The organism is Bacteroides sp. 41_26, assembly GCF_949740115.1.
In the GTDB taxonomy this organism is placed as follows: domain Bacteria; phylum Bacteroidota; class Bacteroidia; order Bacteroidales; family Bacteroidaceae; genus Bacteroides; species Bacteroides nordii.
Genome location: NZ_CATJGZ010000122.1, coordinates 1 through 16,758, shown reverse-complemented (window position 1 = coordinate 16,758; position 16,758 = coordinate 1). Strand labels below are relative to the sequence as shown.

15 protein-coding genes and 1 tRNA gene are annotated in these 16,758 nt (G+C 40.5%); all 16 read left to right on the top strand.

What is annotated here, in order from left to right; translation table 11 throughout:
- Window positions 1–288 (top strand): T9SS type A sorting domain-containing protein (locus QX565_RS18145; protein ID WP_289293811.1); only part of this gene is annotated, 288 nt, incomplete at its 5' end.
- 13 nt (window positions 289–301) lie between these two features.
- Window positions 302–1,951, top strand: coding sequence for a leucine-rich repeat protein (locus QX565_RS18140; RefSeq protein WP_289293809.1), 1,650 nt, complete (start codon window positions 302–304; stop codon window positions 1,949–1,951).
- 21 nt (window positions 1,952–1,972) lie between these two features.
- Window positions 1,973–2,992 carry a leucine-rich repeat protein gene (locus tag QX565_RS18135; protein ID WP_289293808.1) on the top strand — a complete coding sequence of 340 codons (1,020 nt, stop codon included), beginning with the start codon at window positions 1,973–1,975 and terminating at the stop codon, window positions 2,990–2,992.
- 4 nt (window positions 2,993–2,996) lie between these two features.
- Entirely contained in the window at window positions 2,997–7,898 is a 4,902-nt protein-coding gene (locus QX565_RS18130; RefSeq protein WP_289293807.1) for a C25 family cysteine peptidase, read from the top strand.
- 251 nt (window positions 7,899–8,149) lie between these two features.
- Complete coding sequence (locus QX565_RS18125) at window positions 8,150–8,737, top strand: LOG family protein (protein WP_221648409.1); 588 nt, start codon at window positions 8,150–8,152, stop codon at window positions 8,735–8,737.
- A complete protein-coding gene (locus QX565_RS18120) occupies window positions 8,734–9,459 on the top strand; it encodes a DUF4271 domain-containing protein (RefSeq protein ID WP_221648410.1) in 726 nt (241 codons plus the stop codon). Before QX565_RS18125 ends, QX565_RS18120 begins: the two co-directional genes overlap by 4 nt.
- A 4-nt stretch (window positions 9,460–9,463) precedes the next feature.
- Window positions 9,464–10,216 (top strand): uroporphyrinogen-III synthase, encoded by a 753-nt coding sequence (locus QX565_RS18115; RefSeq protein ID WP_002558555.1) that lies wholly within the window; start codon window positions 9,464–9,466, stop codon window positions 10,214–10,216.
- 100 nt (window positions 10,217–10,316) lie between these two features.
- Window positions 10,317–10,697, top strand: a complete 381-nt coding sequence (gene rnpA / locus QX565_RS18110; protein WP_002558556.1) for a ribonuclease P protein component — start codon at window positions 10,317–10,319, stop codon at window positions 10,695–10,697.
- Window positions 10,694–10,915 (top strand): membrane protein insertion efficiency factor YidD, encoded by a 222-nt coding sequence (yidD, locus tag QX565_RS18105; protein ID WP_234130695.1) that lies wholly within the window; start codon window positions 10,694–10,696, stop codon window positions 10,913–10,915. The genes rnpA and yidD overlap by 4 nt, the downstream gene beginning before the upstream one ends.
- 6 nt (window positions 10,916–10,921) lie before the next feature.
- Window positions 10,922–11,563 (top strand): TatD family hydrolase, encoded by a 642-nt coding sequence (locus QX565_RS18100; protein WP_289293804.1) that lies wholly within the window; start codon window positions 10,922–10,924, stop codon window positions 11,561–11,563.
- A gap of 68 nt (window positions 11,564–11,631) precedes the next feature.
- The gene (tyrS, locus tag QX565_RS18095; RefSeq protein WP_002558559.1) at window positions 11,632–12,924 is read left to right on the top strand and encodes a tyrosine--tRNA ligase; all 1,293 of its coding nucleotides are present in this window, start codon (window positions 11,632–11,634) and stop codon (window positions 12,922–12,924) included.
- Window positions 12,925–13,004: 80 nt separating this feature from the next.
- A tRNA-Gln gene (locus QX565_RS18090) sits at window positions 13,005–13,075 on the top strand.
- A 196-nt stretch (window positions 13,076–13,271) separates the two neighbouring features.
- On the top strand, window positions 13,272–14,537 hold the full coding sequence (locus QX565_RS18085) for a site-specific integrase (RefSeq protein WP_289293803.1): 1,266 nt from the start codon (window positions 13,272–13,274) through the stop codon (window positions 14,535–14,537).
- 14 nt (window positions 14,538–14,551) lie between these two features.
- Window positions 14,552–14,797, top strand: coding sequence for a helix-turn-helix domain-containing protein (locus QX565_RS18080; RefSeq protein ID WP_289293801.1), 246 nt, complete (start codon window positions 14,552–14,554; stop codon window positions 14,795–14,797).
- 10 nt (window positions 14,798–14,807) lie between these two features.
- Complete coding sequence (locus QX565_RS18075) at window positions 14,808–15,770, top strand: DUF4373 domain-containing protein (RefSeq protein WP_289293800.1); 963 nt, start codon at window positions 14,808–14,810, stop codon at window positions 15,768–15,770.
- Between the two features lie 217 nt (window positions 15,771–15,987).
- Window positions 15,988–16,254, top strand: a complete 267-nt coding sequence (locus tag QX565_RS18070; RefSeq protein ID WP_289293799.1) for a hypothetical protein — start codon at window positions 15,988–15,990, stop codon at window positions 16,252–16,254.
- Window positions 16,255–16,758: the final 504 nt, after the last annotated feature.

The window sequence follows — 16,758 nt, the reverse complement described above, 5'->3', positions numbered from 1 at the left end:
GTAAACTCATTGCTGGATGAAAAGCTGAAAGCCAAACTTTATTCCAATATACCCAATCCTTTTAAGGAGCAGACTACCATTTCTTTCTTTATCCCCGAAACATCTTCCAGAGCCAGTATTCATATCTATAACCTTCAAGGAAAACAGATAAAACAGCTCAATATTGAGTCACGAGGAAATGGTTCGGTAACTATCAATGGCTATGAGTTGACTCCGGGAATGTATATGTATTCATTGATTGTAGATGGCCAAGATGTTGATACGAAAAAGATGATATTAACCGAATAAATGTGAGGTAATTATGAATAGAATATTACAGTTTACAATTTTTATATTTTGGAGTACTTTGTTGTATTCTCAGAATATAGTGGTTGATGGGGTTACCTTTTCAGCAGATGGAAGGACTCTGATTAAATATCCGAAAGATAAAACAGACGAGGAGTATGTGGTACCCGAAGGTACGGAAATTATAATGTCATATGCAATTGATATGAATGAACATTTACGCAAGATTACTCTACCTTCATCTTTAATGAAAATGAATTCGCAAGCTATAAAATCTTGTTCTTGTTTGGAAATTGTAGTTTTTAACACATATCCTCAGCAAATAGTAAGTCCCATATTTGTTAATAATCCAATTAAAGAGTTTCAGACATCAGAAACGTGTCTAAATTGTATTGCAATTGATGGCGTACTTTTTTCATCTGACAAAAAGGTATTACTCCATTTTCCTACATATAACAGTCTTGAACCTAAAAATAAGTATATAGTTCCCGAGAGTACAGAAATTATTTCTGAATATGCTTTTGAAGGGGCTCATGTGAATGAACTTATACTTCCTTCTACTTTGAAGGAGATTGGAGATTATGCATTTTCCTGGTGTAAAACCATTTCGGTTACTTGGAAGCAGTTCCCTGCCAATAGAGGATTGGGGATATTTGCGGGAACTAAAATTTCTTCATTTAATGTCATGGGAGATGATTGTAATTGTGTTTCTATCGATGGTGCTCTTTATTCAAAAGATAATAAGTGTTTGCTTTTAGTGCCGGCATGTAAAACATATGATAGAATTCCTGAGGGGGTTAGAGAAATTGGTACAAAGGTTATGGGAGGAGCTAACATTGAGAAAATGATACTACCAACCACATTGACTCACATAAACGATTCTGCTTTTTATGATAATATCTCTTATAATTCTTTTTTGGTTGTTACAGGACAATTTCCAATTCTCGGGAAGCATATTTTTTATGATAAAAGTATTTCTATTATTACTGATAACGATAATCCATATTGTCATACATCAGAGGATGGGAGTGTTTATTCAAATGACGGAAAAGTCTTACATTTTGCTCCAAGAGATTTCCGGCATTATTCTTATTGTTGTGTTGAAATAATAGACCGGTATGCATTTCAAGATACTTATTTTCGTTATGGAGATATTTATATTCCCGGTAGTGTACGTTTGATTAGAGAGCATGCTTTTGATGATATTAAACCTAATTTGCCAACACGTTCAGAACATTCGTATTATAATTTTGAATTTACTTGTGATGCATTGACTCCTCCCAAATTGGAAGGTGAAGTGTTTACTGAGGATAATGTTGGCAATAGTACTTTATTTGTTCCAAAAGGATCTGAGGAATTATACAAAGCCACTCCTCAGTGGAATACATTCGGAACTATAAAAACTCCTCGCCCTCCACAGGGAATTTCTGAAGATTCGGTTTCTTCTTTGAAAGTTGATCGTGTGGATGGAACAATTTACATAGAAGCTTTAAAAACATTGGATACGGTAAGATTAATTGATTTAAATGGAAATGTTGTACATGAAAAGAATCAGGTGAATAGTTGTCATACGATTTGTGATATTTCTTCTCTTGATGGATTTTTCGGTTTACTACATGTGATTTTTAAAGACGGAGATAGTGAAGTTGTCAAATTAAACTTTTAATTAATTTAATCGGAAAGAATTATGAATAGAATATTACAATTTTTGATTTTTATGTTTTGGAGTACTTTATTGTATTCCCAAAATATTGTGATTGATGGGGTTACTTTTTCGGTAGATGGAAAGACTTTGATAAAATATCCTACAGATAAGTTTTATAAAGAATATATAATACCTGAAGGTACTGACATTATAGGTAAAAAAGCATTTGCAGGAGCTCAAATAGGGAAAGTGACAATCCCGACTACATTAACTCATATAAATGATTCTGCATTTTATAATGGTCCATCTGATTTTATTCTTATGGGGAAGTTCCCCATTATTGGAAATCGTGTTTGGGCCAATGATAGGCATTTTGAAATTACTGAGAGCAATCCTTATTGTCGAGTATCGGACGATGGTTTTATTTATTCTAAAGATGGAAAAACAGTACATTTAACTTTGGGGGATATGGCAGGGAATATGGGGTATGTTGAAATAATTGACAGGTATACATTTCAGGATTGTTATTTTGCTTATGGAATTATTTATATTCCTGGTAGTGTGCGTTTGATTAGAGAGCATGCCTTTGATGATATTAAACCTGCCTTGCCAACACGTTCAGAGCCTTCGTATTATAATTTTGAATTTACTTGTGATGCACTGACTCCTCCCGAATTGGAAGGTGAAGTGTTTACTGAAAACAATGTTGGTAATAGTACTTTATTGGTTCCAAAAGAGTCTGAGGAATTATATAAAAACACTTCTCAGTGGAATACATTCGGAACTATAAAAGGGTATACTCCTGAACCTCCACAAGGAATTTCTGAAAATTCAGTTTCTTCTTTGAAAGTTAATCGTGTGGATGGAGCAATTTGCATAGAAGCTTTAAAGTCGATGGATACGGTAAGATTAATCAATCTAAATGGGAGTGTTGTATATGAAAAGAATAGGGTTAATAGTAATAACACTACTTGTGATATTTCTTCTCTTGATGGATTTTTCGGTTTACTACAGATTATTTATGAAGATGGGAGTAATTATACGATTAAATTAAATTTTTAAGGATATGACACGTTACTTTTTTATTGTTATATTTATTCTGATTTCTACACAGCTTAAAGCTCAGTTATCAGAAACAATCCGTGTAGAGGAGTCGGATCTTTCGTTTTCGCGTATGGAAGAGTTTGATTGTGTTACGTGGGAAAAGAGCTCTGAATTTACGGAACAGGTAAATGCCCCTAAACTTCCTGTCATTATAGAATCATTCGTTATTCCTTTTGATGCGCAAGTTACCAATATTGATGTGGTTGTGAAAGGGAAAAACTTGTTGAATAGAAGTTTACTGATTATCCCTATTGATCCTCCTATTTCAATAGGAAATGATTTTGCAACATCATCGCTTAAACCGGATGGCGCCATTTATAATTCATCTCTTGCTTACCCTACAGAAAATGTGAAGATCATTTCTGATGTATACGAACATGGGTATCATGTAGTGACAGTTGAGGTTTGTCCTTTCGAATATGTTCCTCTAAATAAGGCATTGTCCTTATTGGATTTGACGTTTACAATAAATTATATGCAATCACGCGGAGTTATTGAATATCCACAATATCAATCTTCTAAATCGGTAAACCGTGCCTACCGTTTTGTTTATTCTAAAGTGAAGAACAAGCAAGATATAAGTCGTTTCTCCAACCAGAGAACCGGAATAATATCCAACGAATCATTGAATATGAATGAAAGGAGTTTAGGTGCTTCTAATACGATAGTAAATATAATTCCTGAGTATTTGATTGTGACTAATAATGAGTTAAAATCCACTTTTCAACGTTTGGCAGATTGGAAAACGAAAAAAGGAGTGCCAACTGTTGTTATGACAATAGAAGAAGTACAGGCACAAAATGAAGGATGTGATCTTGCTGAGAAAATAAGAAACTATCTAAAGAAATGTAGACAGAATTGGGGAAGTGATTTCTTTGTTCTTTTAGGAGGAGATACTAATATTGTTCCAGAGCGAATGGCTAATAATGGACCGGATCGCAAGGACCATTATGATAGTGATAAAAAGATATTCATAAAAGATTCTACTATGCGAGCACAAGATTTATATTTTACAGCATTAGATGGAAATTGGAATATGAATAATAATCATGTTTACAATGAATATTATAAATTATTTAATCCTAATACGAAAGTTGTTACAACAATCAATGTTGATCAAGCTGATTTTGGAAGGGATATATATTTAGGACGTGCTCCTGTAAAAAACATCAGTGAGGCTGAGAACTTCGTGAATAAAGTATTGATATATGAAAAAGCTAATATTAATATTGATTATTCCTATGTTCTCAATACTCTTAACGTAGATGCATTCATTGAAAAAGATGAAAATACGGGATATTTGAGTGATGATGCAAGAAGTTCTATAGACGGTTATTATAGTTCTGAATCTTATTCTCGATTGCATCCTTGGTTTCTTTTTGACCATTACAATTGTACTTGCAATAAACATTCAAAATATGTAACGAAGTCTCGTGGAGAAGAACTGAATAAAAAGAATTTTATGGCTGCGCTTCAAAATGGGGGGAATTCGGGGTTAAATCATTTTCATTTAGTTTATCATATGGATCATTCTTCTCCAAGAGGAATGGGGGCTTCTTCTTTGGATAAAAATGAGGCAATACATAATACGGATGTAGATCAGGTGACAAATGGAAATTATTTACAAATAGTTTTGTCAAGTGGTTGTGAACCGGCTACTTTTAATGAAGATTGTATTGCAGAACATTTCATTAATAATCCCAATGGTGGTGCGGTGGCATATATGGGAAATGCAGATCGAGGGTGGGATTATGAGCATGGTCAACTTAAAAGATTATTAGAGGCTTTATATTCCAATGAGTCAACTTATCATAATTTGGGCTATGTATTTCAAGCGACTATTGGTAGTAGGAATAGTAGTAATTGCCGACTAACCCTTTTGGGAGATCCGGAAATGCCTATATGGACAGCAGTTCCACAAACGTTGAATGTATCTGTCACTCCCAATACGATAACCAATGGTGAGAATACAATTTCTATACAAATCAATAATTTGCCTGCAAATCAGGAAGCACTGGTCTGTTTAATGAAAGAAGGAGAAGGATATTCTACTTTAACTATAAATGACCGGGCGGTACATTCTTTTACTTTTACTCCGTATACATCCGGTGTGGTTGATGTTACGGTTACTACAAACAATTTCCGTCCTTTTGAAACAACGATTCCCGTCAGTGTAAGTCCGAAAGCGGTTCTTCATATTTCAGATTTGGTATTTGATGATGATAAAACGGGAGGTAGTAATGGGAACAATGATAAACAACTGGATGCAGGAGAAACGGTTGAGCTTTCTGTTGCGTTAAAAAATGAAGGAAGTACGGTTTCGGATGTTGTGACAGGAAAATTAACTTGTAATTCTTCGGAAATCAGTATGATTAATGATGTGGTTTCATTTGGTAAAATCAACACAGGAAGTAGCCAGATGTCGGGTACAAAATTTGTATTTGCTATTGATAAGAACTGTAGAGAGCATCTCAAGAGTGCTCAGGACCCGATAGAGTTTACTTTAAAGATACAAAATGGTACGAATTCCGTTAATGAGAAATTCCTGGTGGATGTTTTTGCTCCTGAAATAGAAATTGGTAATCAAAAGATTACTTGGACAAGTAATGGAAATACGACAGTTGAGGCAGGAGAAACAGTGAAGATGAATATTGATTTAATGAATATAGGGAAGGCTGTGGCTACAGGAGTGAAGGCTGTGCTTATCTCAAACAATGCCCAGATATCGTGTTCATCTACACCAATTGTATATCCGGCTATTCCTTTTGCTGAGACTAAGAGTAATACGATTGCTTTCCAATTTCAAACAGCAAGTAATTATACAGAAGGGTTGAACTTAACATTACAGCTTAGTAATGAGTATGGAAAGACCTGGAGTTTTCCGGTGAATCCATTGTTGCGACCTGCTATGATAGATGTATCAACCATTAATACCCTCTCTTATAGTTCTTCGATAAATGTGTATTGGACACCAGTAAGCAATGTGGCCGGTTATAACATATATCGTAGTAACAATGGCGAAAATGGTGTCTATCAGAAATTGAATAGATTCCCTCTAACTGCTGCCTATTACTTGGATGATAATCTTGCTAAACTTGCTACCTGTCATTATAAAATCTCAACAATTTCAACTAACGGGAATGAAAGTAGTTGGAGCCCGGCTTATCGTACATGGACTTCGTATCCGGTGGTAAGTCCGTTTCCACGACGAATTTCTACTGGCACTTATTCATCTGTATCCAGCCCTAATATTGCAGATGTAGATAATGATGGTAAACAAGAAATATTCTGGATTTACGAAGATCGGTATGAAACTCGTACCAGCTATTTGATGGGATTCCGGCCTACGGGTGAGGAATTGTTTGATATTGATGGAAATGTAACTACGGTCAGCGGTTTTGCTAAAACACCAACAATGCTGACAGGTCAAGTGGCTTTTGGAGACTTAGCTGGGAATGGGGAACAAAACATTGTAGTATCTACGTGGGACGATAAGTATGGGGATAAAAACGCTGTTTACTGTTATTCTCCATTTGATAAGGATGGAGATCATAAACCGGATTTGTTATGGGAAAAAAAGATTCCTTATTCAATGTTTCAGAGTCCGGTAATAGCCAATCTGGATGGAAGTTCGGATGGGACAATGGAGGTTATTATTAAGTCGCATCAGACTTCTGATATTTTTATTCTGGATCATAATGGTAATGAATTAAGACGATTGAATCCGAATGTTGCTGATGAAAATGATCATAACTATTCTGCTTTAACTGTTGCTGATCTGGATAACGACGGCCAAATGGAAATCATAGCTTCTTATGATTCTTTGGGTATTTATATCTGGCGGCAGGATGGAACTCCTTTTACAACGAATCCATTTTGGGGAGCAGGTATTCTTAGGTTGGCATCTGCTCCAGTAGTATGTGATTTGAATGAGGATGGAAAAAAAGAAATATTGTTCTCCCAGCGGCAAATGGCCGAAAGTCATATTTTCGCCATTAGCTTGGAAGGTGATAAAACGGTTGCCGGTTGGGATGGTACGCAGACTATTCCGTATACGGTTAATGTTGTTGGGTCTACTCTTGATCATACTCTGTCTGTGGGTGATATTAATAATGATGGTCACCTGGAAGTGGTTATATTAGGTCATGAAATGGTGAAGGCATGGAAGCATACCGGTGATTTTCTTTTTAGTAAACCTATTAATGGATTGTTTCCACAAGAGAATTATGCTGCCAATATAGATGCTCCTGTTTTGGCCGATGTGGATGGAGATGCTATACCGGATGTTGTTTTTTGTTGTAAAAACTTTATTTATGCTTTACATAATGACGGAAGTGATATTGTAGGGTTTCCAATAATATCGGATGAAGGATTTCTGGTGGCCCCTTGTGTGGCAGATATTGATAATGATGGTAAAAATGAGCTAATTGCCGGTAATGAAAAAGATTTGTATGTGTGGAAGACCGAAGGTATTCCTACAGCAATAGAATGGGGCGTTTATCGTGGTAACCCGCAAAATACCGGAGAGTATTTTCCGGCAGTTTGTAAACCGATGTTGATTAATGCCAATGAAACATGGGACGGGGAATCTCCGTGTGGAAATGTGGTATTGCAGTCGGGGCGCTTGGTGGTTCCAGGTGGTAAGACGATGACGCTGAATAATACTTCATCAGTGATAGTTCGTTCGGGGGCTACACTTGAAGTAGATGGAGGCAATATCCTGAATGCACGGCTTATGGTGCAGAAAGGAGGTACAGTGGTTGTCAAAAACAACGGTTTGATTAAGTTACGAAGCGGTGCCGGATTTGAGATGGAGAATGGCGCAGTGCTGGATTTACCTTGTGGGGCGATTGATGTACCTTAAATGATATTTATAGAGTGGACTTAAAAAGATGTCTGAAATATGGATGCTAAAGGAAAACTGGAGGAGGGATACTTAAGTTTCTTTTAATTATTTGTATTAAGACATCTTTTCTTTTTGCTTGAGACATACGTTTTCTTGTATATGAGTTACTTTCTGAATTAATATTTCTGTTTTTAATTCTTGGCCTCTTTTGTGGTTATCTTGATGAAATCCTGTACTTTTGCAAGCGTAACTAATGAGAGAGCCAACTTATGAACCAGATAAATTCAGTATGCGTCTACAGCGCATCAAGTACCAAGATAGATGAGGTTTACTTTAATGCCGCCCGACAGTTGGGGCAATTGCTTGCTAAACGCCGTATCCGGCTCATTAATGGGGCAGGTAGTCTCGGGTTGATGCGTTCGCTGGCAGATGCTGTTCTTGAAAATGGTGGAGAGGTGACCGGAGTGATTCCGAAGTTTATGGTAGAACAGGGATGGCATCACACAGGATTAAGTAAACTGGTAGAAGTGGAAAGTATGCACGAGCGCAAGCAATTGATGGCTGATTTGAGTGATGCTGTTATTGCGTTGCCCGGTGGTTGTGGTACATTGGAGGAGTTACTCGAAATTATTACCTGGAAGCAGTTGGGGCTTTATCTTAATCCGATTGTTATACTAAATACAAATGGTTTCTTTGATCCGTTGCTTGATATGCTTACGCGTGCTATTGATGAAAACTTTATGAGGCGTCAGCACGGAGAGATCTGGCATGTGGCTACTACACCGGAAGAGGCTGTGGAATTGATATATACGGTTCCTGTCTGGGATGCGTCTATTCGAAAGTTTGCTGCGATATGAGTATGTGGTTAATGCTGACATCGGGCTTTGAGGGAATGCCCCTCCCCTACTCTCCTCGCACGGATGATGTAGTAGCATTGATATTGCTGACTTGTTTCTTTTTGTCTTCTTTTGCATTGGCGCGTAGCAAGAAGTTTCTTTCTCAACAGGCGAAGGATTTTGTACTTCATCGGGAACGTACCAGTATCTTTGCCACTTCTACGGCAGCTGATGTGCGGTATCTGTTATTGTTGGTACTGCAGACTTGTATTTTGGGTGGTATTTGTATTTTTAATTATTTCAATGATGTACAGCCGGCTTTGATGGAGGAAGTCTCTCCCCGCCTGCTGCTTGGAGTCTATGTACTTGTTTGTTTGCTTTATCTATTGTCCAAATGGATGCTCTATTCTTTTCTGGGATGGGTGTTTTTTGATAAAAACCGGACAAGTCTTTGGCTGGAATCCTATTCTACATTGATCTATTATCTTGGATTTTTCCTTTTTCCATTCGTATTGTTCCTTGTTTACTTCGATCTGAAAATCATATTTTTAGTATCAATCGGATTGTTTCTGATAATTTTTACTAAAATATTGATGTTCTATAAGTGGTTAAAGCTTTTTTTCGATAATATTAGCGGCATTTTCCTTTTAATTTTGTACTTTTGTGCCCTTGAAATCATACCCTGTTTGCTTTTGTATCAGGGTTTGAGAGAGCTAAACAATATATTGGTAATAAAATTTTAGGACGTTGAAAATTAAGAAAGTACTTGTGTCGCAGCCAAAGCCTGCTTCGGAGAAATCTCCATATTACGACATTGCTGAGAAGTATGGCGTAAAAATAGATTTCCGCCCCTTTATCAAAGTGGAAAGTGTTTCTGCTAAAGAGGTTAGACAACAGAAGGTGTCAATACTTGACCACACAGCTGTCATATTTACTTCGCGTCATGCGATTGATCATTTCTTCCACCTTTGCACGGAGCTTCGTGTGACGATTCCGGAGACGATGAAGTATTTCTGTGTGACGGAGCAAATCGCGCTATACATACAGAAGTATGTGCAATATCGTAAGCGTAAGATCTTTTTCGGAGCTACGGGCAAGATTGAGGATCTTATTCCTTCTATCGTAAAGCATAAGACTGAAAAGTATCTTGTGCCAATGTCTGATGTGCATAATGATGACATTAAGAACCTGCTGGACAAGCATAATGTTCAGCATACGGAAGTCGTAATGTATCGCACTGTCAGCAACGATTTTGGAGAGGGAGAAGAGTTTGACTATGATATGTTGGTATTCTTTAGTCCTGCCGGTGTTTCTTCATTAAAGAAGAATTTCCCGGATTTTGATCAAAAGAATATTAAGATCGGAACATTTGGTTCTACTACAGCGCAAGCTGTTCGTGATGCCGGCCTTCGTTTGGACTTGGAGGCCCCTACTGTGCAGGCTCCTTCTATGACAGCTGCACTGGATATGTTTATTAAGGAAAACAATAAGGGAAAATAAAAGAAAGGAATAAGTTACGGGCTACGAGCTACGGGTGCTGCGTATTGTACGTGTGTTAGTGCTTGTAGCTCGTAATTTTTTTAACTTGTAACCGGAGAAGATGAATACATTGTGCAAGGCCGAAAGGCTCTATAGTAAGATTGTTATTGAGAAGATGTTTGCAGGCGGGGCTTCGCGTTCATTTTCTGTCTTTCCTTTGCGTGCAGTGTATATGTCTGTTGACAGGCAGGAGGTGCCTGCATCTATTCTTATCAGTGTTCCTAAAAAACGGTTTAAGCGTGCTGTGAAACGCAATCGGGTGAAGCGGCAGATACGCGAAGCTTACCGGAAAAATAAGGGTGGATTGTGGCAGGCTTTGGAAGAGAAGGAACAGGGGGTGGCTGTTGCTTTTATCTATCTGTCGAATGAATTGTTCTCCTCTGCTGAAATAGAGAACAAGGTGAAGATTTTGCTTGCCCGCATAGCAGAGAAGCTGGAATGAGACGCTTTTTGTCTTACATATTGTTGCTTCCTATTTACTTTTACCGGGTCTGTATTTCACCTATGACCCCTCCTTCTTGTCGCTTTACTCCTACCTGTTCGCAGTATGCTATTGAGGCGATCAAGAAACACGGACCTTTCAAAGGGCTTTATTTGGCTGTAAGAAGAATTCTGCGTTGCCATCCATGGGGTGGTTCCGGCTATGACCCTGTGCCTTGATTGCTTATGGAACTATTAGATATACATACCCATCACTTGGCGGAAAGTACGTTTTCTGCAATTAAGAATATTCGTTTTCTCAAAGAAGAATTTTCTCCGGAGCCGGGGCGATATTATTCAATAGGCATTCATCCCTGGGATGTAGAACTGGAGGGTGAGATTGATTGGGGTTTGTTTGAGGAGTTAGCTATGCATCCTCAGGTATTGGCTGTTGGTGAGTGCGGTATTGATAAACTGGTACATAAAGCATTGTTACCGGCTCAGGAACGTATCTTCTTGCGGCAGTTGGGTATTGCAGAACGTCTGCTGAAGCCCGTTTTAATTCATAATGTGAAATCTACGGAAGTTATCAGTTTGATGAAAGGTCGTAGTCCTGGCCTTATTCCCTGGATATTACATGGTTTTCGAGGGAAAAAGCCTCTTGCTTTGCAACTTATCCGACATGGATTTTATCTCTCATTCGGTGCCAGATACAACGAAGATACTTTACGTGCTGTACCACTTGGCCGATTGTTTCTGGAAACAGATGATGCAGAGACGGATATTCATGAAATTTATAAGAAAGTAGCTGATACACTGAATATGTCTGTGGGAGAACTCACAGGGCGGGTACAGCGCAACATTAAGAATGTATTTTTTAATGAATAAGAGTTGTTTCTTCGAAGAAAGAGTCGTACTTTTGCCCAGACTAAATATTTAAAAACTAATATCATTCGATGAATTTTGTAGAAGAATTAAGATGGCGTGGCATGTTACAGGATATGATGCCAGGCACAGAAGAATTGTTAGCTAAGGAGCAAGTAACGGCTTATCTCGGAATTGATCCGACTGCTGATTCGCTGCATATTGGTCACTTGTGTGGCGTAATGATGCTCCGCCACCTTCAGCGTTGTGGTCATAAACCATTGGCACTCATCGGTGGTGCAACAGGTATGATTGGCGATCCATCCGGTAAATCGGCAGAGCGTAATCTGTTGAACGAAGAGACGTTGCGTCATAATCAGGCTTGTATAAAGAAGCAGTTGGCTAAGTTTCTGGATTTTGAATCGGATGTTCCGAATCGGGCTGAGCTGGTCAACAATTATGACTGGATGAAAGAATTTACTTTCCTTGATTTTGTTCGTGAGGTGGGCAAACACATCACTGTAAATTATATGATGGCAAAAGACTCGGTGAAGAGACGTCTGAATGGCGAAGCTCGCGATGGTTTGTCATTTACTGAGTTTACTTATCAGCTTCTTCAGGGATATGACTTCCTGCATCTGAATCAGACAAGAGGTTGTAAACTTCAGATGGGTGGTTCGGATCAATGGGGCAATATCACTACTGGTGCTGAGCTGATACGCCGTACGAATGGGGGAGAGGTTTTTGCCTTGACTTGTCCGTTGATTACAAAAGCCGATGGTGGTAAGTTCGGTAAGACGGAATCGGGAAATGTATGGTTGGATGCAAAATATACTTCTCCGTATAAATTCTTCCAATTCTGGTTGAATGTGAGCGATTCGGATGCCGAACGTTACATCAAGATATTTACTGCTTTGTCGAAAGAAGAGATTGATGCGTTGATTGCAGAACATCAGCAGGCTCCGCACTTGCGTGTACTTCAAAAACGCCTGGCAAAAGAAGTGACAATCATGGTTCACTCTGAAGAGGATTATAATGCGGCTGTAGACGCTTCGAACATCTTGTTTGGTAATGCAACCTCTGATGCGCTGAGAAAACTTGATGAAGACACGCTATTGGCGGTTTTTGAGGGTGTTCCTCAGTTTGAAGTATCCCGTGATGCATTGGTGGAAGGTGTAAAGGCAGTTGATTTGTTTGTGGACGATGCTGCTGTATTTGCATCCAAAGGTGAAATGCGTAAGCTGGTGCAGGGTGGGGGAGTTTCTTTGAATAAAGAGAAACTGGCTGCTTTTGACCAGGTTATAACCACTGCAGACCTGCTTGACGAGAAGTATTTACTTGTTCAGCGTGGCAAGAAGAACTACTATCTGATCATTGCTAAATAAAAAAAAGTAGCAAAATATTTGGAGAATTAGACGTATAACACTATCTTTGCACCGCTTTTTAACAGAAAGCACAGTTAGTTTGTCCCATGGTGTAATGGTAGCACAACAGTTTTTGGTTCTGTTTGTCTAAGTTCGAATCTTGGTGGGACAACAAAAATGTCTTCGTGAGACAACAACTTTATTGTAAAAAACACTAAATCCCGCTAAATATGGCTATTTAGCGGGATTTTTCTTTTCATGCTTTTCCCCTTTTTTACCCTGCAATTGAAAAGTTGAGGTTTCAGTTGAGGTTTCACTTCCCTAAGAAAAATGACTCAAATAGGCAATGTTTCGGCAAATAACATTGTATGGAGAATCAATTACAGAAAATTAACATTTTGTTCTGGCTATTTAAGTCCAGAGGGAATGAATTTGGAGCACCGTTAAGGTGTAGGGTGTCTATTTTGAAACAAAGATACGAAATATCTTTGAATTATAATGTGCCGTTTAAATTGTGGATAACCGATGCACAGAGGTGCAAAAATAGCACTGCTTTAGGCAAAGAGATCAATAAGGCTATCGAACAGCTACGTGCCGATATTGAAAAGGCAGTGGAGCAGCTTCGGGAAGAAGATGTTATGGTTACTATTGAGAATCTGAAACTAAAACTGTTTCAGGCTTTAGAGATACAGGGACGGCGTACTGTTCTGTCTATGTTTGAGTATCACAAGGTGATTGAGAAGAATCATATATCGGGAAGTACTATGATTCTGTATAATGTGACCCGTGACCATGTGGCCAAATTTATGCGAATCCGTTACGGTAAAGTGGATGTTGATATTAGAAAGGTCAAAAGGGACTTTGCGACGGAGTTCTTTGCATACTTGCAGGGCTACAAAAGACCGGTGGGAGAGCCCACTTGCCAAAACAATACGGCAGTCAAACACATGCAGCGATTGGGGCATGTGTTCAACATGGCGTTTGAAAACGAATGGATTGACAAAAACCCGTTCGCAAAATTCCGTATGCAGACACGCCCCACTGAACGGGGGTTCCTGAATAAGGAAGAAGTTCAAAGTATCTTATCTGTGCTGAGTCTTAATCCAAGTCAAAAGCTAATCCGGGACATGTTTATCTTCTCTGTTTATACAGGGGTGAGTTTCATTGATATGGGGCATTTGACAACTGATAATATAAATATTGGCATGGATGGTGAACGCTGGTTGGTTTATAAGCGTATTAAAACAGGCATTCGCTGTATGGTTCCTCTGTTGGAGCCGGCAGAGCAGATTTTATCTTTATACAGGGAGGCGGCAAGCTATATTGAAGGAGCTCCACTGCTACCTATTCCTACCAATCAGGTATGCAACCGGACGTTAAAGATTATTGCTGCAAAGGCGGGTGTTCACAAGCGGGTGACTTTCCACCTCGCCCGTCATACCTTCGCCACTACAATAACTTTATCAAATAACATTCCTATTGAAACGGTTGGCGCCATGATGGGGCACGCTGACATATCTACTACGCAGATTTATGCAAAAGTGGTGGGCGAAAAAATATCGAGGGATACGCAGGCATTGAGGGAGATTTATTCTTCTGATAAACAGGAGGCCCGGAAAGTGATTAATCAATAATAAAACATATAGTTATGGGAAAAAAAATGATTCAGAAGTTAGAAACTCCGGTAGAAGATACGGCTATCGGTGGAGGTATGGATAAAAGGGAGTATATGCGTAGTACGGACGTTCAGGAAATGTTGGGAATAAGCGTCTGTACGTTGAAGAATCTGCGACAGGCAAACGCCATTCCCTATTATAAGTTGGGGGGGATTTATTTGTATAAGAGAGAGGAAATTTTGGCTTATATCGAAGCTACAAAGGTAAGGAGAATCTAATATTATATATATGGGAAAAGCAGGATTTAATTACTATATGGCCGAAACCGATCGGTTTCAGGACATTAAAGTGAAGCGTTTAAAGAAACGGTACGGTTGCGAGGGGTACGCACTTTATCAGTATGCTTTAAACGAGATTTACCGGGTGGAAGGTTGTTGGATTGAGTTCAGCGAAGATGAACTTTTCGACGCTTCCGAATACTGGGGGATTGAAGAAGGAAGGGTAAAGGAGATCATTCATTACTGTGCGGAAATCGGTCTGTTTGATACGGAGCTTTGGATAAAGCGGGGTATCTTGACGGCACGCAGCATTCAGAGCCGATACCTCGACATGTGTAAACGCAGCAAGAAGAAAGCGACTATCCCGCTGGGTGTGTTGCTCGTAGAGGCGGAACCTATGCCGGAAGCAGTGCCGGCACCTATGCCGTTGTTTATCGGTCAGCCGGAAACCGGTGCCGGTGTTGTGTCTGTGGCCGAAGCTACGGCGGTATCAGGAATGCCGCCAGTGACGGCGCAGACTGTGGTAAAGAGCATTCCTGAAAGTTCGCGAACTTTCGGGAACACTCCCGAATATTCCGGGAGTGCTCCGGGGAAAATGGATAAAGAAAAAGAAAGCAAAGCAAAATCCCCCTCTATCCCCCGAGGGAACTCCGACGTACCGCCGGAGAAGGAGGAGGAGATCAGACAAGAAGTTCACCAAAGGTTGAAGGCTATGCGTACTGTCGTCGTTACATCTCCGACGCCTGCGATACGGCAGGCGGATGATCCGGGGCGTAACATCGACGGGTTGATGTATCAGTTACAAAGCCTGAACCTGACGCCGGCAGAGCAGGAGGAAGTTTTGCAGCTATCCGCCCACGGGCAAATCGGTAACCCGGTTTGGGGGATATTGAACGAAATCCGGACGAATCGAAAAATCAAAATGCCACGGCTGTTCCTGCTGTCGAGGTTGCGAAAATCGGCAGCGTCGTGAGAGTTGAAAGTTGAGAGCTGAAAGTGGAAAATGAGAAGAAACCAACCTACTACCCCCGCAAAATGCGGGTGGGGTGGTGCGTGGCGCATGAGGTAACCGTCCTGGGCATTACCATCGAACGCTACGGAATGAAGTGCACGACGTACGGGGAAGCCGTGCGCCGGGTAGCAAGTATGAACGTCGGCAACGGCATAACGACACAACGGGAGGAGGAAGAATGCAAGAAAAAGCAAGTACGTTGACCCTGCGCCTCACGGCGGAGGAAGCGGCACAACTGGAAGTGCTGAAAGAACTGACCGGCAAGAAAGCCGGTACGGAAGCGATTAAATACCTGATGCGGGAGTATCCCCGTTTCTGCACCCACTACAAACAGCAGGCGGAGGAATGGCGGGAGAAAGAACGCAAGTACCAGGATGAACACCGGGCGTTGGCAAATATGGCCGCTGCGTTCGGGGAGGTGATGCGGCTGGCAGGTAAAAAGTGAATGTAATCGGGGCATGTTGCCGATGTCGGCAAGGTGATAGCGGTGATGTTCCTGAGCTGAACGATATCGGGTAATGACTGATAGCAAACGTTTCTTCCTGGAGAGCTGGCCGGACTGAAAGGTGATAGCAGATTTGGGCTGTTCCTGGCTGACCGGCTACGGATCAGGAAGTGCATGTGATAGCAGTGCACTGTAAAGGGGCTACCGTTGTGCACGTGCCGCCCGCCTGTTCAAGCTGTAGCACCCCGCAGCGGGGCTACGCCCTAACGCTGCCGGTTGCCACAACTTTGCCAGCCGTGCCGCCCTCGGTCTTTTGCGTATGGTTGCGGCTGTTCCTCCGTCCGTAGGGTTCGGCGGTTGTTGCAGTAGTGCTCTGCAGCGTGCCGCTTGCCGGGCTTACCGTAGCCTTGTGTGTTGACGCCCGTCAAGCCGCCCTCTGCCTGCTTCACCGGGCTACGGTTCGGCGTCGATGGCGGCAAGTATGCCGGGTACAGTTCCGGGGTT